Below are 16,707 nucleotides of genomic sequence, written 5' to 3' on the forward strand. Positions count from 1 at the left end.
TCGCATTCATGCGGAACGGCCCGCATGCTGGGCGTTCAGTCATAGCTGGCCTCCGCCCACCAGCGATGATCCTCAAGAAGCAGCAGCCAGGCCGTTCCCGATTCATCCACGACCTGGAACCGGTTGAGTGTGCGCCCATGTGAATCCCACCAGCGCTCAACGATGGGCCAGGGCCCGGCCCAGGAAGAAATGGTGGATTGCCGGGGAGGCGCCGCGACAAGCAGGGCCGGAGCCGCTGTCAGCAGTCCGCGCTCATCAACGTCCACAGCGTTTCCGGTCCTGTCCAGAACCTCGACGGAACGGGGCTCATCAAAGACGGTGGCAGGAGCGGGACCCGGAAGTTGGCCAGGCCACGGGAGATCCCGGCTTTTAGCTGCGTCCTCCGACGGCGGATCTCCCCAGGGGATGAAAACCCGCCGGTCGGTGAGCATCCTCCCCCCTGCCACCATGGCAGTCAGCACCGCCCCATGCCCCAGCATGCTCTGTACTCGTGCAAGGCCGTGGTGAATATTCTCGTCGGGTCCCGTTCCCCACAGACCGTCCGCATGGTCGCTGAGATTCTCTACGGTCTCGGGCAGAAGCTGAACCCTGCTGATCCCGGAACTCAGCCCATGCTCAACGTTGCCGCTGCCCTGCAGTTGCCAGCGGACACGGTCCAGCACGTCATCGGCGTCGAACCAGCGGGGATGGCGCCAGAGCCGAACCGATTCCTCACCGGATTCTGACTGCAGCCGGACCACCAGGACGGTGCACACCAATCCTGCCTCGCGCAGCCGGTCCACGAATTCTTCCGCGGACAGACGGAGGGTGAAGGTGAGTTCATCAATGCGTGCCAGCGGCGGTTCACAGTGCACGACGACGTCGAGTTCCGCCGGTGGTTTTCTCTCCACCACGCTGTGGTGGTCAAGTCCGCTCGCCTTGAGATGGGCCAGCGCGCCTTCCACACCAAACCGGTTGCGCACATCAGCACGGGTGAGGACAGCGAAATCGCCCAGAGTGCGGATTCCGAGCCGTCGCAGGACCACCGCGAGTGCTGGTTCCTCCAGAACTTCCAGGGGGAAGCTGCTGAGAAAAGAGGCCGACTCCCCGGGCGGGATGATCCACATGGAATCGGTCCCCGGATCATCCAGGAATTCAGTTGCCCGGGCGGCATGCTCAGCGGCAAAAGGGCTGTCTGCCACTCCCACGCGTGCGGCAGTGAGGCCAATGGTGGCAAGGGCCTTGAGCAGAACAGCCGCAGCGTGCTCTTCACTGCCGTAGTACCTGGCAGGACCCTTGGCATGAAGGGCACACAATCCCGGACGGACCAGCTGGACCCCGGGCATGATTTTCTCTACCGCGGCTATGACGGGTTCAAAGGTTCTCGCATCCAGCGCAGGATCATAGGGAAGAACAGTGAGGGCGGTGCACCGGGCCTGGGCTTCCCGCAGACGAAGTCCGCGTTTGACTCCCTGTTCCCGGGCAGCGGGAGAGCAGGCAAAAACCTCGCCCTTCTCGATCAGTGCCACGGGATGTTCCGCCGGCAGGAGGTATTCCCTTAGTGCTGCAGTGATGGGCCAGTCGGGACACCAGAGAACCATGGTGCGGGTAGTGGTGGGGGAAGCCGCTGCAGCCTGCCCGGTACGGGGAAGTTTCATGATGCGCGGGCCGAAGGTGCGAAGAATTCCTGTTGTCCGGGCTCCGCGTGGGCAGCGGATCCGGATGCGCCCCAGGGCCCGCGCTGGAGATCCGGAAGCCACAGGTCCGCAGTACGGGAACGGCCGGTGGAAGCGCGCGCTGTGATCCTCATCCTGCGGTTTCGGAGGTGGCCGGTTCCTGACCCCAGGCCCTGCCAGTTGCTTCCGGTCACGCTGAGAGTGGCCTCACTGTGCGGCCATGGGCCCATGGTCACCAGTGCGGCACCCCGCTGACGCAGGCGGGCCATGAGGCGCGACGCATCCGACGGTGTGACTTGCTTTGGAGCACAGGTAAGGACAACTGACACCACGTCCACCATTGCGGCGGTGACTGTGAGCCATTGGTCACCGGGATTCGGCACCAAAACCAGTTTGTCCAGCGCTATGCCGAAACCGGCGGCGGCTTCCACACTGAAGGTGGGCATGCCGATCACGCTGCACCAGGCTCCGGCACCTGACGGCCCGGCCAGCAGAGCCATGGCGAGAGTGGTGGAGTTGGTCACCGAGTACGCGGTACCCGCCTGCAGGCCGCCACCCGGAAGGATCCCTGCCAACACCGGCACGGTGGGCAGTCGCCGGGAAGAGGGCCGGCTGTTCTGCATTCCGTTGATCTTTGATTGCAGTTCTGCCTTGAGCCTGGCTTTGGAGGTGGCTGCGGCAGCATCATCCACAGCAGACAGTGCCCGACGGGCACCCTGCGGGGGATGACCCGGGGGCGCCGCCTGAAACGAGGCTGCAGCCGGTGAACTCACACTTAATATTCGAACCTGTGTTCGATTAAGTCAATTGCTCGCAGGACCTGTGGAAGACTCTGTGGACAAGTGATACGGAGTAGCCTGTCTCCATGTGCGGACGCTTTGTAGTGGCAGGCTCAAACAAGGATCTGGTGGACCTTTTCGACGTCGACACGGTAGGCGAGAACCTCCCCGACCCCTCCTGGAATATCAGCCCAACCGATCCCATTCGCGTGGTGTTGGAGTCCCTCAAGGACGACCACGTTACTCGCCGCATGGAGGCAGCGAGATGGTGGCTGACGCCGTCGTTCTCCAAGGAACTGAAAACCAAAGGCCCCACCTTCAATGCCAGAGCAGAAACCGTGGGCAGCAAACCCACCTTCAAGCCTTCGCTGGAGAGCCGCCGTGCCCTCATTCCGGCCAGCGGCTACTACGAGTGGCGAACCGAGGGGAAAACCAAGACCCCCTTCTACATCCACTTGCCCGGCGAACCGGTGGTGTTTGCGGGATTGTATGCGTGGTGGCGCAACCGGGAACTGCCGGATGACCATCCCAACCGGTGGGTACTTTCCTCAACCATCCTGACCCGCGAAGCAGTGGGGGGAGTGGCCGAGATCCATGACCGCACGCCCGTGACGCTGCCCCGTGAATTCTGGAACGAGTGGCTGAACCCCACAACAAAGGGGACACAGGAACTGGCCGACGAAGCGGTCGCCGCCGCCACTCCCGTTGCTGAACGACTGCAGTTCCACGAGGTGGGACCGGTCCGGGACGACAGCCCCCTGCTGATCAAGCCGCTGAACCCGGCGTAGGAGCTAGTCCTTAGCGCGCCGCGCTTCCTTGGCCCTCTTCTCCTCGGCACGCACCCGCGCCATTGTTGAGCGCTCTGCCACCAGCCACTCCGGCGGTGCCTGGAGCAGCGCGGTGATTTCCGCCGTCGTCAGTGGATTTGTGATTCCGCCGCGGGCGAGGCCGCTGATCGAGACGCCAAGCTTGTGCGCTACCACCGGCCGAGGGTGCGGACCGTTGCGGCGCAGCTCTGCGAGCCACTCCGGCGGGTTCTCCTGGAGCTCATTGAAGTCTCCACGGGAAATGTCATTGTCCTGGAACTCCTGTGGTGTTGCGGGCAGGTAAATGCCAAGTTTCTTCGCGGCTGTAGCCGGCTTCATGGTCTGCGGGGACTTCGCTGGGGTCATTCTCCTAAGCGTACTGGGCGAGGGCCCCGCGCCGAGCGCAGCGAGGGGTGGGAGCCCAGAAGCGCCTACTGGGCGAGGGCCCCGCGCCGAGCGCCAGCGAACTGTGGGAAGGACAGGAGTAGTCACGTCGGCTGGGTTACTGTGAAGACGTGCCCGAGTTCCAGCCTTCCGCCCTGAACATCGGTTTCGTGCCCGGGGTGACGCCAGGGAAGTGGGTGGGACGCTGGCGCGAGCGGAATCCGCATCTTCCGATCGAAGCAACCAAGTACGACGACGGCGCCTTGGTTTCAGCGCTCAGGGACGGTTCTGTAGACATCGCCTTCGTTCGCCTACCCGTGGACCGGGACGCGCTCAGTGTCATCCCCCTCTACGAGGAGCTTGCTGTGGTGGTCGTCTCGAAGGAAAACGAACTCTCCCTGCTCGACGAGGTTCTGCTTCCCGAGCTGGGTGATGAAAAGGTCCTCGACATTCAGGAGTGCGGCGGCGCGCGAACGGCTGTCGAGGTCGTCGCGTCGGGCGCCGGCGTCGTTGTGCTTCCCATGTCCGTTGCCCGTCACTACAACCGGCGTGATGTCGTTGCCCGCGTAGTGCCGGATGCGCCCCCAACCACCATCGCCGTCGCCTGGATTGCCGATAACACCACGGATGAGATCGAGGAATTCATCGGGATAGTCCGGGGGAGGACCGCGCGCAGCTCACGGCAGCCGTCGGCGCAGAAGGAGACGTCCGCTGAGCCCAAAAAGACGGCAAAGCTCGCGAAGGGCAAGCCCGCTGCGGGCAAGAGCAAGAACACCAAGCGGAAACCGGGGAGCTCCAAGGGTGCGCAGGGCGCTCGCGGCCGCGGCCGCCGTCGTTAGCGGTCGAACTGGACCTTAGGATGCTTCGGCGGCCAGCGGCGATTGGGCCGCATTGACACCGCTGTGCCGGGCGATGATCTCCGCGTACCGGTGGAAAGACGCCCGCGGAATGCGGTCAAGCGTGGCGGGTTCCATGCGGATGAGGCCGAACTTTTTCGTGTAGCCCTCTTGCCACTCCCAATTGTCCATGAGGGTCCAGTGGAAGTAACCGCGGACGTCCACCCCCTCGGCAATTGCATCCCCGATAGCTGCCAGGTGCTTTTCAAGGAACTCGATCCGGTTGGTGTCTTCGACGTCTCCGCCGGGGCCGTCGTCATACGCGCAGCCGTTCTCGGTGATGTAGATCGGCGGGATGTTGGGGTACTGCTCCTTGAGCTGCTTGAGGATGGTGGTCAGGCCGCTGGGGATGACCGGCCAGTCGAAGTCGGTTTTCGGCACGTCGGAGTAGTCACGTGGCATGAAGGGGACCGGAAACAGTGGCGGGGCAGCGCCGACCTTCGTCGGGAAGTAATAGTTGATGCCGTAGAAATCCAGGGGCGTGGAAATAATCTCCATGTCCCCGTCCTGGATGAGCTCGAAGGACATGCCCTCTATCTCAGCAAGGTCCGCCGGGTATTCACCGGTCAGCAGTGGAGCCGCGAACTGACCGTTGTGATAGTGGTCATAGAGAAGCGCGAGGTTGCGTTCCTTGTCCGAGTCGCCGGCGGGCTCAACGGGGGAGTGGTTGTTGACGATCCCGATGGGGGTGTCCAGGGTCTCACGCAGCACCCGCACGGCCCGTCCGTGCGCAAGCAGCAGGTGATGCGCAACCGAAAACGCGCTACCGAGCAGCATGAGCCCGGGGGCAGCCCGGCCGATCGCATGCCCGACGCCGGTGTGCACCACCGGTTCGTTGACTGTCATCCAGGCGGCAACCTTGCTCCCGAATTCGTCGCGGAGGATGCGCGTGTATTGGGCGAAGGCGTCGATGGTGTCGCGGTTCTGCCACCCGCCGGCGTCCTGTAGCGCCAGCGGAAGATCCCAGTGGTACAGCGTTACCCACGGTTCGATGCCCCGTTCCAGCAGCGCATCGAGAAGCCGATGATAGAAGGCGATCCCTTCGGGATTCGCCGGGCCGAGGCCGGTGGGCTGGATGCGGGGCCAGGCAATGGACATCCGGTACACCTTGGCGCCCAGCTGCTTGAGCAGGTTGAAGTCTTCCTCGTACCGGTTGTAGTGGTCGCACGCGATGGCGGGGCTCGAAGCATCAAGGATGTTGCTGTGCTGGCTCGCGTATTCGTCCCAGATGCTGGGTCCGCGTCCACCTTCATTGACGGCACCCTCAATCTGAGCCGCAGCCGTCGAGGTCCCGAACACGAACCCTGGTGGTAATCCGAACTCGCTCATCCACACTCCCTGATCTCGATGTCCCTTCACTAAAGAACTCCCTACCCCCACCCGTCAACTGCCCCGCCCAGTTTCTTCCCGGAATAGACCGGTAGGGTGCTTGCATGGCCCGATCCATTCCCTCACCGATAGGGCAGCAGACGTCGCTCCGCCTGGCCAACCCCAGCCAGCTGACCGCCGAGGGGCCCCTCGCACCCCGCTGGGGAGCAGGACTGGCATTGGCCGGGCTGGTGCTTGTGGTGCTGTTGCCGCTGCTCGGGACCCTCGCACTGGCAGAGACACTGCCCTTCGGTCCCGAACTGGTCTTCGCGTCATTGCTGTTGACCTGGACGGCGATGTTCGGCGTTACCTTTTATGCTTCGCGGCGTCACGGCTTCCGCTCCCTTTCGCGCGACTTCGGTCTGCGGTTCCAGTGGGTGGACGTGGTGGTGGGACTGGGAGTCGGCATCGCCGCCCGGATTGCTGTGGCGATAATCCTCATCCTTCTCACCCTTCTGTGGCCCCTGCAGGACGGCGAGTTTATCCAGGGCAACGCGGAACTGTTCCTCCTGGGCGATACGGTCTGGGTGCTCATCAACGGTGTTCTCGGCGGCGTACTGATTGCACCCTTCCTTGAGGAGCTGTTCAACCGGGGCCTCGTGCTGCGCGGGGTCCAGAACGCGCTATGGCTCCGGCGCACAGGCAACCGGCGTGATCCAGTGACACCTGCCGTGCAGCGGCGATCTATCGTGACGTCCACGGTCATTGCCCTTTTGGTGAGCTCCCTTGCCTTCGGTCTGCTGCATACCGGTGCGGTCCCGGACCTCCGTTCATCGATCTACCTCCTGCTCAGCACCTTCACGATCGGCCTGATGTGCGGTGTGCTGACGGTCATCACCGGGAGGCTGGGTGCCGCGATCGTCACTCACATAGTGTTCAACGGCACTGGCGTAGCCTTGCTTCTTCTGATTCCGCCGGAGTTGCTGCCCTAACTAGGTGTTTCCGTCCCGTCAACCAGATCGCGCAAGGTACCGTTGCCGAGGAAAGGCTGCGCCGCGAGGAACCGGATTTCCCACTGCTGTGGCAGATGATTGTCCGAACCGACCATCCAGTACACCTGCAGCGCACTGAACCCGTCCTGGCCATACAGCTGGAAAGCATCCCGGAGCCTCCGCAGCGACGCCCGACGGACACCGACGGTCTGCCCATCGAACTGCCCGTGGAAAACCCGGTTCCCGGGACGAGTGAGCTGATGAAGCATCGGTTCAAGCAACGACCAGGCATGACGTACGTGGCCCGGGCTTTGGCCATAGAGAATGAGTTCCGGGAGGCTCTGCTCGGTCAGGCCCACGGTGTAGGCGCAGGGCAGTTCACCGTTAGTGTGGCTGAATCGCAGCAGGACTCCCTCCTGTGCCAGCTGCGCTTCGATCCGTTCCCGGCTGAACCCTTCCCCTCGTCCCAGGTTCAGGAATTCGAGCGAAGAGCAGGGCGGATGAAAGATGAGGTCGGTCATGATGCGCTCCTTCGGTGTGCCTGATTCAAAGGTGTCATCCCTCTCCGACATTTCGCCGGAGACCTTACCGAAGCAGCCTTCAGGCTCCCTTCGCGCGCTGCGAGGGCTACGCTTGGGCGCATGCATTTTCCCGTCTACGCCACGCTCCTCACCGATGTCCGTGACTCCGTGCTGACCATTACGGTGAATCGGCCCGATGCCCTCAATGCCCTCTCCTCGAGAGTGGTCGAAGACCTTGAGCACTGCATCGGCGCAGTGTCGGAGGTTCTAACCAACGACGACGGCGCGTGGCCGGTTCGCGGCGTGATCATCACCGGTGCAGGAAAGGCCTTTGTCGCCGGCGCGGACATTCGTGAAATGACAGCGATGACCCCGGATGAGGCTCACGCCTACAGCTCCCGCATGCACCGGGTCACCCTTGCGATAGAGCAGTTGCCGGTTCCCGTCATCGCTGCGGTGAACGGTTTCGCCCTTGGCGGTGGCTGTGAGCTCGCGATGGCGTGCGACGTCATTTATGCCGCGTCGACGGCATCCTTCGGGCAACCTGAGGTCAGCCTTGGCCTCGTTCCGGGCTTCGGTGGATCCGTGCGGCTGCCTCAGTATGTTGGGCCGGGCCTGGCGCGCGATCTCCTCTTCACCGGACGCCGTATGAACGCCGAGGAAGCACACAGTGCGGGGCTGGTCACAGCCCTGTTCGACACTGTTGATGATCTGCTCGACGGCGCGCGCAGTACCGTTGCGCTGGTGGCACGGCAGTCTCCTGCCGCCGTCGCGCTCGTCAAGAAGACACTGTCGGCTACCCAGGGCAAGTCCACCGGTGAAGGCCTGGCCATCGAGGCGGACTCCTTCCGCACCGCGTTCACACTGGAAGACAAGGTGGAGGGGACCCGGGCGTTCCTCGCGAAGGAGCGCCCGAACTTCCCCGGGCTCTAGAACCCGAGATGGGTGGCGGTCGGCCGACCGCCACCCATCTGTGCAAGTGCTCTACTTCTTCTCGGGCTGCACCACATTGGCCGTGGGCGTCGTGTTCTCCGCGTTCACCATCCAGGCCGGGAGGGAAAGGGTTCAGCGAGGTTCCCTTGGCGACGACGGCGCTCCGTCCGGAAATCCGGCCGCTGAACGCCGCCAGTGTCGGTTCAGCCTGGACCCGGGTTTTTGGCCGAATCCTGTTGCTGGGAAAACCCTAAGTAAACTTAGCATTTTATTGATCCGTGATGAACCGTCGGTTAGCGTGGCCATCAAGCGGTCACTTAGTCCGCGACTTGTTCCACGCGAGTTCCAGCAAAAGAGGAGGAACAGACAATGGCAACAATTCAGGAATTCATTGACGTTTCAGTGCCGGTGTCCACCGCCTACAACCAGTGGACGCAGTTCGAGACCTTCCCTGAGTTCATGGGGGGAGTGGAGTCCATCACCCAGATCTCTGACACCCAGAGCCACTGGGTCACCAAGATCGGCGGGGTGGAACGGGAGTTCGACACCGAGATCACCGAACAGCACCCCGACGAGCGCATCGCCTGGAAGAGCACCGACGGGAAGTCCCATGCCGGCGTCGTGACCTTCCACAGGCTCGATGACTCCACCACCCGGGTGACTGTCCAGCTGGACTGGGATCCGGAGACTTTCACCGAGAAGGTCGGTGCAGCGGTTGGAGCAGATGACCGGCAGGTGAAGTCCGACCTCGCCCGCTTCAAGGAGTTCATCGAGAACACCGGGAATGAGACGGGTGCCTGGCGGGGCAACGTCGACGCGCCCGGTTCTGGCTCGGCTACGGTCAGCCAGACGGCCGATCCGCTGGCGGGGGGCGCAGGCCTTGCAGATCCGTCGCTCGACGATCCTGAGTCAGGTGGACCTCGCGCGTCCAACCCGGCCTAAGGCAGAACACAGAAGACGGAGGGTCCTCTTTGGGGAGGACCCTCCGTTTCCGCGTCTACGCGGGATCAGTTTTCGACGCTGATCATACTGATCGCTTCCGTGGCGCGCTTCGACAGGTTCTCTGAGATCGGCGCGCTGCCGGCAGCTTCGGCTGCGGCCTGCTGCCCCTCATCACTGACCACAAAGGAGCCGAAGGTTTTGATCAGATTCGCGGTTTCCTCATCCTCGTAGGTAGCGCAGAAGATGTGATAGGAAACGAGTACCAGCGGGTAGGCTCCGGCCGCCGTTGTTTTTCGGTCGAGGTTCAGGGCGATGTCGAATTCGGCGCGGCCTTCCACCGGCTCAGCGACATCGACGGCGGCAGCAGCCGCTTCCGGACTGACCGACACATACTCGTCCCCCACCAGCAGCTTCGCCTTGCCGAGCGGCGGCCCCACGGCGGAATCGTCCGCGTACGTGACTGCTCCTTCGGTTCCGGAGACGGTGCTGACGACGCCGGCATTGCCCTTGGCGTTCTCTCCTGCCAAACCCGACGGGAAGGCGCCGTCAGCCTCGTCGGTCCAGACATCCGGCACCACCGAGTGCAGGTAGTCCGTGAAGTTCTCCGTCGTTCCTGAGTCGTCCGAGCGGCTCACGGGGGTGATGGGGGTATCGGGCAGGTTCACGCCCTCGTTCTGGCCCGCAATCGCGGGATCATTCCAGCTCGTGACCTCACCATGGAAGATGCGGGCGATCGTCTCCGCGTCGAGGTTCAGCTCCTCGATGCCCGGAAGGTTGAAAGCGATGCTGATCGGTGCCACGTATGCCGGAATGTTGAATGCGCCTTCGGTACCGCATACTTCGCGCGACTCCTCGAGTTCTTCCTCGCTGAGGTAGGCATCCGATCCGGCAAAATCCACTGCTCCGGCAAGAAGAGCACCACGGCCCGCCCCGGACCCGTCGGGAGAATACTGCACCCGTACATCCGGGTGGATGGTGGCGAACTCCGACTGCCAGGCATTCATTGCAGGACCCTGCGCCGATGATCCGGCACCGGTAATGGTTCCACTCAGGCTGGAGGAAGCGTTCTGGGCTGCAGCTTCCTGCTCGGAACCCAGCGGATAATCCGAGCCGCAGGAGGCAACCGTAAGACCGGCGGCACAGCTGAGGGCGATGGTAAGCGCGCGACGAAAAATCACACGCCAACGATACAGGTGAATGCTGAGTGAACCCACGTTGAATGGAAGGTGAACCCGTCCTAGGGTGCTTGAAGGTCGCGGGTGGCCGGTCCTTCCAGCCGCTCGCCATTGTGGGCGAAGCGGGAGCCGTGCAACGGGCAGTCCCAGGAGCGTTCGGCGTCGTTCCAACTCAACACTCCGCTGAGATGCGGGCAAACCGCGGACACTCGATGCGTCACGCCGTCGATCTGGCAGATCCCCACCGGCCGCGCACCGTTTCGCACGACGACGCCCTGCCCCTCAGGCGGCTGGGCGTGGGTGGTTCGAACCAGCCCACCCAGCCAACCGGTGACCATTTCACGGCCGACGCCGGCGTTGGTCTTGGCGGTGCTCAGCGCATCCTGTTTGCCTACACGGACCTTGTAGAGCTCGTTCGCCCATGGCATGTTCCCGCCGAGAATCTCCGCTGACAGGGCCAGGGCTGCAGCTACTCCATTCGTGAAACCCCATTTGTTGAAACCGGTGGCGGTGTAGATGGACTGGCCTCCCACCGGCATCTTGCCGACATAGGGAACGGACGACGCCGGCCGGTAGTCCTGTGCCGACCAGTTGAATGCCGGCTGTGCGGTGGGGAAATGCTCCTGGGTCCAGCGGATGATGTCGTCGACAAGGGACTGGGTATGCGCCTCACGTCCAACGGGGTGTCCGTTGCCGCCCACGATGAGGTACTGCCGGCCCTCAACCATGGCATTGCGCAAGGTCCGGGAGGGCGAATCGACCGAGAGGTACATGCCGTTGGGGATCTCGTCCTGCACGGTGAAAGCGACCGCATAGGAACGGTGCGGCTGGAGGACGGAGAAGTGTCCGCCGCGGTCCAGGATCGGGGTGCCCGTGGCGATGATCACGTGGGCTGCCGTCACCTCACCGAGCGACGTCTGAATGGTGGTTCGTTCGCCCTTCGTGCTGCCTGTCTTCACCCCTGTCACTCTGGCGCCCTCGACGAGCTGGCCGGAATGTTTCCGCAGGTCAGCGGCCAGTGCCGCAAGCACCTCCATCGGGTGCACCTGCGCCTGGCCGGTCACGCGCAGGGTCCGCGTCACGGAGAAGGGCAGTTCCGAGGAGTTCTCCAGAACGGCGGTGATCCCGGAGTTGGCACACGCGTCGCGTTCGTCACTGAGGAGGCGGGCGCCGTCGTCGGTTACCGCGTAGTTGATGGCGTCCCGCCTCTCGTGGCGAACGCTGTTCTCGTCACAGAACCGCAGCAGCCAGCTTTGGCCCTCGCGGTTTCCGGTGACGTAGTGGCGGGCCAGGGCCGCACCGTGATGCCTGATGATCGAGGACAGCTGAGTCCCCTGCAGCAGTGACAACTTCGCCGTGCTGTTTCCCGTGGTAACCGCTCCGACAGTGCGGGCTTCCAGGACCGCAACGCGTTGGCCGGACCGCGCAAGCAGCGCGGCCAGGGTGAGCCCGGTGATGCCGGCACCGACGATGACGGAGTCGTACTGGCCGCCCTCCCGGAAGGCATCGACGGGAATGCGCGGTGATGATTCAAGCCAAAGTGATTTCACGGCCAGTTCTCCTTCTATAGGGCGGTTGATCAATTGAGCCGGTTGAGCTCCGTCCGAGGCATCAGGTGTGATGGTTTACCAGTCAAGATCGAAGCGGGCGTTCTGATGCAGGTCCTCCGGTGCTGTGCCAAGGTAGATCACCTCTCCCGTGTCTTCGTTGTGTACGAAGGTGTGGAAGCTGCCGGGGGCAGCATTGTCCGCGAGGGGAGGGAAGCGCCGTTGCGCAGAGACTCTGTCCTGGAATTCCCGGGTAGGCAGGCCGGCGTCGTCGACAATGAACCAGTCGCACACCACGTTGGTGGACAGATCCACCACCAGGATCGCGCCCGGCGGCCCCTCATAAGATTGACTGGGCCGGGTTCCGGTTATCTGGCGGCCGGCCGCGCGGTCGTAACCGGCGAGGAATTCGCCCGTGTCCGCCCGAACCAGTCCAATCCGGAGCGGCAGCCCCGCCGTGCCGGGCGAGAACGGGAGGGTGCTCCACCAGCCGCTATAGACGGTGAGGAAGGGAAACACATCGCCGGACTCCAGTGTGATCGGCGGCGGCTCGAAGTAGGGCGGCGCCGGTGTGGTGGACACCGGGGCGCTGCAACCAGGAAGAACGACGACGGCGAGAAGCGCCGCTACGCCCGGCAGTCGCGTCCGCACGGTGATCACCTCCGTGTGGCCAACGCTAGACCTCGCCGGGGCGCACCTCAAGGAGTGGCCGGACCCCGAGCGGCTATCAGTCCGCGCGTTCCGTATGCGGGGGATTCAGTAGCCTCTTGACCCGCTCGACGATCTTCGAGGTGCTGACGCCGTAGCGGTCATTGAGGGTGGGCAGGGCGCCGGCGTCGAGGAATTCGTCGGGCAGCCCGATCGGGGTAATTCGGCGGTGAACGCCGTCGCGCACCGCAGCGTGTGCCACCGCGTCGAAGAGGCCGCCGATGATGGTGTGATTCTCACAGGTGAGGACCAGACGGTCACGAGCCAGTTCGCGCAGAATCGCGGCCTCGTCCAATGGCTTCAGGGTGGGCACGTGCAGGACGGCCACGTCTACCTTGTCGAGCGCCAGTGCCTTCGCAGCTTCCAGTGCGCGCTCGGTCATCAGACCGGTGGAAATGAGCAGCACTTCAGCACCGTCACGGAGCAACTGGGCCTTGCCCAGCTGGAACGTGTAGTCGTACTCGTCGAGGACCCTCGGGACCTTGCCGCGCAGAGTGCGCATGTACGTGGGGCCCTCGTGTGCAGCCAGCTGGGGGACGGCCTGCTCAATATCGACAGCATCACAGGGATCAACGATGGTCAGGTTGGGCATACCGCGGAGGATGGCAACGTCTTCCGTGGCTTGGTGGGAAGGACCATAGCCGGTGGTGAGACCGGGGAGTGCACACACCATGTTGACGTTCAGGTTTGCCTCGGCGATGTCCAGGCAGAGGAAGTCATAGGCGCGGCGTGTGGCGAAGACCGAGTAGGTCGAGACGAAAGGAACGAAGCCTTCCATCGCCAGGCCTGCCGCGGCTCCGAGCAGTGCCTGCTCGGCCATACCGATCTGGTAGAAGCGGTCCGGCATGGCATCGCGCAGGATGTGCAGATCGGTGTACTTGGCCAGGTCAGCGGAAAGCCCCACGATCCGTTCATCCTGCTGGGCCAACTGGACGAGCGCGTGGCCGAGGGGAGCGGCGGTGACGCGCTGGCCCTCACGGGCGAGGGATGCACTCATTGCATCCGAGGTCAGCCTCTTCTTCTGGGTGATGCTCATGCTTCGAAAGACTCCTTCAGCTGCTGGTGGGCCAGCTTCCATTCATCAGGGGCAACGGACATGAAGTGCAGCTTCTCCCGGTTCTCCAGGAACTGCACGCCCTTACCGAGCTTGGTGTTCACGATCAGGCAGCGGGGTTGAGCAGCATCGGCGGCGCGCAACTCCTCCAGTGCGGCAAGGACGGCGGAGATGTCATTGCCGTCCACGCGTCGGGTGATCCACCCGAAAGTCTCGAATTTGCCGTCGATCGGCTCCATGCCGAGGGTCGATGAGCTCTTTCCATCGGCCTGCTGGTCGTTGAAATCGACAATGGCGATGAGATTGTCCAGCGCGTGGTGTGCGGCGACCGCAGCCGCTTCCCAGGTGGAGCCCTCGTTCAATTCGCCGTCGGACAGGATGTTGTACACAAAGGCCTGGTTCTTTTTGCGCTTGAGGCCGAGCGCGACCCCGTTTGCGATCGTGAGTCCGTGGCCCAGCGATCCGCCCGAGATTTCCACGCCGGGAGTGTAGGAAGCCATCGCCGACATGGGCAGCCGCGAGTCGTCGGTTGCGTAGGTTTCCAGTTCCTCACGGGGGAAGAACTTAGCCTCGGCCAGCGCAGCGTAGAGCGCAATGGCGTAATGGCCGATGGAGAGCAGGCACCGGTCCCTGTCCTCCCACTCGGGGTTGGCAGGATCGAGCTTGAGCTGGTCGGTGTAGAGGACAGCGAGTACGTCGGCCAGATCGAGTGCCTGTCCGATGTAGCCCTGCCCCTGCACCTCGGCCTGGATGAGAGCGTTGGTTCGGATGCGGTAGGCCGCTTCCTTGATCCGCTGTAGACGCTCTGCGTCAGACGCGATCTGTTCTGTGGTCGATTCCATAGGTGTTCACCTCGTGTGGATTTATCCGGTCTCGGCGAAACGCGCTCCTTAGCGGCCACGACCGCCGACGACGGCATTGTGTCACGACTCACACTAGCCGCTCAACTGTTAACAGTCAACAGTTTAGAGGTTTATCAGTTATTGATCTTGCCCGGGATGCTGCAGGCCACCACGGGCGGTCCGTAAGTATGCTGTCTAAGTGGTCGCGAGGGACCCGCAACAGGGAAGGAAGAAGACATGACGGCTGCGCTGCTGATCATCGATATGCAGAAGGCGTTCTTCGAGGACGAAACTCTCGGAAGGCAGCAGGACTCGCTGGTTGAGGCGTGTAATTCCGCTATCGCGGATGCGCGTGAAGCCGGTATTTCGGTCTATGTAATCCGCACGGAGCATCAGCGGGACAAGTCGACGTGGACGCTGAGTATGCTCGACGACGACCAGGGGTTTCTTTTCAGCGGCACCGAGCAGGCAGAACCCGTTGACGGCTTGGACATCGAGGGACTTCCCGAATTGGTGAAGACACGGGACAGCGCCTTCTTCGGTACCGATCTACTGCAACGTCTACGCAATCTCAGCGTGGATACGGTTGTGCTCGCCGGGGTAGCAACGCACAACTGCGTGGCTCAGACTGCGGCGGATGCATACGCCAACAATGTGCGGGTGGCGTACGCGAAGGATGCGATCGCCTCTACCAACGAAGAGTACGCAGAGAACGTCCTTGGTGTGCTGATGGACGAATATCGCCAGCAGTCCCTCGACGCCGACGACGTCCGGAAGCTCTTCGCCGTGAGCCGGGCGTGAGCGGGGAGCACCCCTGAGATTGTGTACTAAGGGTGATGCAGTCAGAGACCGATGCTGTAACCGTCCTCGCGGTGAAAGAGGCGCCGTCCCGCGCCGTCATCAAGGCGAACCCACACTACTGAGGCATCGTCTGCGCGATCCTCCAATACGCCGGTGAATTGATTCCCGGATTGATGGCGCAAGGTGACCTGCTGGCCGCGCTGCAGAGCGGAGAAATCGGTGAGGGCCTGATGCTGCGAGGTTGTCATGGAAAAGCCTTTCTGGAGTGTGACTGCGGCCACACTATTTGGCTTTCCTGAATGTTCGGTGAATAGATTCTGGACAACAGCTAGGCAACCAAGCGAATGATTAGCGCCCGTGAAGCGATTCAGCCCTTCCGCCAGGCGTGGTCATTCAGATGCGAGCCGGCCTGCGGTCCCATCTGCAGCATCCCGCCGTCGACCGCCCATGATGCGCCGTTGACGTAACTGGAGGCCGGCGTCGCCAGAAAAGCGATTACCGATGCCACCTCCATGGCTGCACCTGGACGGCCGATCGGGATGCCTGGGCGGTCGACCTCCTTCGGGTCCTCGTCCTCGGCATCATTCATCGGTGTGGAGATTTCACCGGGGAGGACCGCATTCACGGTCACCCCATGATGACTCAGTTCGAGCGCCATGGTGCGGACGAGCCCCCCGAGCGCGTGTTTCGAGGCGTCGTATGCGGCGGAGCCGACGCGCGGCTGTTCCTGGTGCACGCTGGTGACCGCGATGATCCGCCCGCCGTTGCCGGCTTCGATCATCCTTTGGGCGGCACGCTGCATGCAGGCGAACGCACCGTCGAGGTTGACCGTCAGGATGGTGCGCCAGGTGTCGAAGTCTGTTTCCAGGAAGGGCATCGGCTTGTTCATGCCTGCGTTGTTGACGAAGACGTCAAGCCCGCCGAGCTGTTCGGCGAGGTGGTCAACCACGGCTGCCCCCGCGGCGGCGTCAGAGGTGTCCAGGTGCGCAATCACCGCCCGTCGTCCGTGCTGCTCCACTTCCCGCGCGGTTTGCTTTGCCCCCTCTTCCCCGGAATGCCATGTGATGCCGACGTCCATTCCGGCCTCGGCGAGAGCCACTGCAGTAGCCCGTCCGATACCCGAGTTGGATCCCGTCACTATTGCTGTCTTTGGTGAGAAGGTCATGCACCATCCTCCCCAAGCCCCGGCAGGCATCGCAAGGGTCGACAATCGGACAAAAGGGTTATCGAAAAGTTAACTAAGCTTGCTTTCTATTTCACCCCCAGTGTGTCAGTCTGGCATTACCAGTGGCGGGAAATGCTGTTCATCAACTCGCAAGAACAAACGCCGACGCCCCGCCACGCCGGCAAATCAGAGGGGATAT

17 protein-coding genes and 1 pseudogene are annotated in these 16,707 nt (G+C 63.0%); 6 read left to right on the plus strand and 12 right to left on the minus strand.

Features of this window, described 5'->3' with window-relative positions:
• Window positions 1-35: 35 nt before the first annotated feature.
• Window positions 36-1,637: a DNA polymerase Y family protein gene (locus tag AC5RTB_RS10155; RefSeq protein ID WP_494060948.1), complete on the minus strand. Its 1,602-nt coding sequence runs from the start codon at window positions 1,635-1,637 to the stop codon at window positions 36-38.
• On the minus strand, window positions 1,634-2,428 hold the full coding sequence (imuA', locus tag AC5RTB_RS10160; RefSeq protein ID WP_494060949.1) for a DnaE2-dependent mutagenesis accessory factor ImuA': 795 nt from the start codon (window positions 2,426-2,428) through the stop codon (window positions 1,634-1,636). The genes AC5RTB_RS10155 and imuA' overlap by 4 nt, the downstream gene beginning before the upstream one ends.
• A 92-nt stretch (window positions 2,429-2,520) precedes the next feature.
• Here imuA' and AC5RTB_RS10165 point away from each other — a divergent pair, with 92 nt between their 5' ends.
• Window positions 2,521-3,222, plus strand: coding sequence for an SOS response-associated peptidase (locus AC5RTB_RS10165; RefSeq protein WP_494060950.1), 702 nt, complete (start codon window positions 2,521-2,523; stop codon window positions 3,220-3,222).
• 3 nt (window positions 3,223-3,225) lie between these two features.
• On the opposite strand, the gene AC5RTB_RS10170 is transcribed toward AC5RTB_RS10165, so the two are convergent.
• A complete protein-coding gene (locus AC5RTB_RS10170; RefSeq protein WP_494060951.1) occupies window positions 3,226-3,606 on the minus strand; it encodes a DUF5997 family protein in 381 nt (126 codons plus the stop codon).
• Between the two features lie 149 nt (window positions 3,607-3,755).
• Here AC5RTB_RS10170 and AC5RTB_RS10175 point away from each other — a divergent pair, with 149 nt between their 5' ends.
• Complete coding sequence (locus AC5RTB_RS10175; RefSeq protein WP_494060952.1) at window positions 3,756-4,463, plus strand: substrate-binding domain-containing protein; 708 nt, start codon at window positions 3,756-3,758, stop codon at window positions 4,461-4,463.
• 15 nt (window positions 4,464-4,478) lie between these two features.
• Here AC5RTB_RS10175 and AC5RTB_RS10180 read toward each other — a convergent pair whose 3' ends face one another.
• Window positions 4,479-5,849 carry a GH1 family beta-glucosidase gene (locus tag AC5RTB_RS10180; RefSeq protein ID WP_494060953.1) on the minus strand — a complete coding sequence of 457 codons (1,371 nt, stop codon included), beginning with the start codon at window positions 5,847-5,849 and terminating at the stop codon, window positions 4,479-4,481.
• Window positions 5,850-5,953: 104 nt separating this feature from the next.
• On the opposite strand from AC5RTB_RS10180, the gene AC5RTB_RS10185 reads away from it, so the two are divergent.
• On the plus strand, window positions 5,954-6,820 hold the full coding sequence (locus AC5RTB_RS10185; RefSeq protein WP_494060954.1) for a CPBP family intramembrane glutamic endopeptidase: 867 nt from the start codon (window positions 5,954-5,956) through the stop codon (window positions 6,818-6,820).
• Here the strand turns inward: AC5RTB_RS10185 and AC5RTB_RS10190 are convergent.
• Window positions 6,817-7,341 carry a DUF4262 domain-containing protein gene (locus AC5RTB_RS10190; protein WP_494060955.1) on the minus strand — a complete coding sequence of 175 codons (525 nt, stop codon included), beginning with the start codon at window positions 7,339-7,341 and terminating at the stop codon, window positions 6,817-6,819. The two genes, AC5RTB_RS10185 and AC5RTB_RS10190, sit on opposite strands and share 4 nt — an antisense overlap.
• Window positions 7,342-7,461: 120 nt before the next feature.
• Here AC5RTB_RS10190 and AC5RTB_RS10195 point away from each other — a divergent pair, with 120 nt between their 5' ends.
• Both AC5RTB_RS10195 and AC5RTB_RS10200 read left to right on the plus strand, forming a co-directional pair.
• Window positions 7,462-8,274, plus strand: a complete 813-nt coding sequence (locus tag AC5RTB_RS10195) for an enoyl-CoA hydratase/isomerase family protein (RefSeq protein WP_494060956.1) — start codon at window positions 7,462-7,464, stop codon at window positions 8,272-8,274.
• 369 nt (window positions 8,275-8,643) lie between these two features.
• A pseudogene (locus AC5RTB_RS10200) lies at window positions 8,644-9,093 on the plus strand (SRPBCC family protein); the annotation flags it as partial.
• A gap of 188 nt (window positions 9,094-9,281) precedes the next feature.
• Here AC5RTB_RS10200 and pstS read toward each other — a convergent pair.
• The 5 genes from pstS to AC5RTB_RS10225 form a co-directional block, all read right to left on the minus strand.
• Window positions 9,282-10,394 carry a phosphate ABC transporter substrate-binding protein PstS gene (gene pstS, locus AC5RTB_RS10205; RefSeq protein WP_494060957.1) on the minus strand — a complete coding sequence of 371 codons (1,113 nt, stop codon included), beginning with the start codon at window positions 10,392-10,394 and terminating at the stop codon, window positions 9,282-9,284.
• 59 nt (window positions 10,395-10,453) lie between these two features.
• Window positions 10,454-11,941, minus strand: a complete 1,488-nt coding sequence (locus AC5RTB_RS10210; protein WP_494060958.1) for an FAD-dependent oxidoreductase — start codon at window positions 11,939-11,941, stop codon at window positions 10,454-10,456.
• 75 nt (window positions 11,942-12,016) lie between these two features.
• On the minus strand, window positions 12,017-12,589 hold the full coding sequence (locus tag AC5RTB_RS10215) for a hypothetical protein (protein ID WP_494060959.1): 573 nt from the start codon (window positions 12,587-12,589) through the stop codon (window positions 12,017-12,019).
• Between the two features lie 76 nt (window positions 12,590-12,665).
• On the minus strand, window positions 12,666-13,682 hold the full coding sequence (locus tag AC5RTB_RS10220; RefSeq protein WP_494060960.1) for a transketolase family protein: 1,017 nt from the start codon (window positions 13,680-13,682) through the stop codon (window positions 12,666-12,668).
• A complete protein-coding gene (locus tag AC5RTB_RS10225; RefSeq protein ID WP_494060961.1) occupies window positions 13,679-14,542 on the minus strand; it encodes a transketolase in 864 nt (287 codons plus the stop codon). Before AC5RTB_RS10225 ends, AC5RTB_RS10220 begins: the two co-directional genes overlap by 4 nt.
• 237 nt (window positions 14,543-14,779) lie before the next feature.
• Between AC5RTB_RS10225 and AC5RTB_RS10230 the strand changes: the two genes are divergently transcribed.
• Complete coding sequence (locus AC5RTB_RS10230; protein ID WP_494060962.1) at window positions 14,780-15,343, plus strand: cysteine hydrolase family protein; 564 nt, start codon at window positions 14,780-14,782, stop codon at window positions 15,341-15,343.
• A gap of 41 nt (window positions 15,344-15,384) precedes the next feature.
• Here the strand turns inward: AC5RTB_RS10230 and AC5RTB_RS10235 are convergent, their stop codons facing one another.
• Both AC5RTB_RS10235 and AC5RTB_RS10240 read right to left on the minus strand, forming a co-directional pair.
• A complete protein-coding gene (locus tag AC5RTB_RS10235) occupies window positions 15,385-15,591 on the minus strand; it encodes a hypothetical protein (protein ID WP_494060963.1) in 207 nt (68 codons plus the stop codon).
• Window positions 15,592-15,710: 119 nt separating this feature from the next.
• Window positions 15,711-16,508, minus strand: a complete 798-nt coding sequence (locus AC5RTB_RS10240; RefSeq protein WP_494060964.1) for an SDR family oxidoreductase — start codon at window positions 16,506-16,508, stop codon at window positions 15,711-15,713.
• Between the last annotated feature and the right edge of the window lie 199 nt (window positions 16,509-16,707).

It is taken from the genome of Arthrobacter sp. M71 S08, assembly GCF_059089725.1.

Excerpts from the sequence above, each read along its gene's own strand:
- AC5RTB_RS10185 (WP_494060954.1), top strand. The coding sequence starts at position 5,954 with ATGGCCCGATCCATTCCCTCACCGATAGGGCAGCAGACGTCGCTCCGC.
- AC5RTB_RS10165 (WP_494060950.1), top strand. The coding sequence starts at position 2,521 with ATGTGCGGACGCTTTGTAGTGGCAGGCTCAAACAAGGATCTGGTGGAC.
- AC5RTB_RS10170 (WP_494060951.1), bottom strand. The coding sequence starts at position 3,606 with ATGACCCCAGCGAAGTCCCCGCAGACCATGAAGCCGGCTACAGCCGCG.
- AC5RTB_RS10220 (WP_494060960.1), bottom strand. The coding sequence starts at position 13,682 with ATGAGCATCACCCAGAAGAAGAGGCTGACCTCGGATGCAATGAGTGCA.
- AC5RTB_RS10235 (WP_494060963.1), bottom strand. The coding sequence starts at position 15,591 with ATGACAACCTCGCAGCATCAGGCCCTCACCGATTTCTCCGCTCTGCAG.
- AC5RTB_RS10190 (WP_494060955.1), bottom strand. The coding sequence starts at position 7,341 with ATGACCGACCTCATCTTTCATCCGCCCTGCTCTTCGCTCGAATTCCTG.
- AC5RTB_RS10180 (WP_494060953.1), bottom strand. The coding sequence starts at position 5,849 with ATGAGCGAGTTCGGATTACCACCAGGGTTCGTGTTCGGGACCTCGACG.
- AC5RTB_RS10230 (WP_494060962.1), top strand. The coding sequence starts at position 14,780 with ATGACGGCTGCGCTGCTGATCATCGATATGCAGAAGGCGTTCTTCGAG.
- AC5RTB_RS10155 (WP_494060948.1), bottom strand. The coding sequence starts at position 1,637 with ATGAAACTTCCCCGTACCGGGCAGGCTGCAGCGGCTTCCCCCACCACT.
- AC5RTB_RS10195 (WP_494060956.1), top strand. The coding sequence starts at position 7,462 with ATGCATTTTCCCGTCTACGCCACGCTCCTCACCGATGTCCGTGACTCC.
- AC5RTB_RS10225 (WP_494060961.1), bottom strand. The coding sequence starts at position 14,542 with ATGGAATCGACCACAGAACAGATCGCGTCTGACGCAGAGCGTCTACAG.
- AC5RTB_RS10240 (WP_494060964.1), bottom strand. The coding sequence starts at position 16,508 with ATGACCTTCTCACCAAAGACAGCAATAGTGACGGGATCCAACTCGGGT.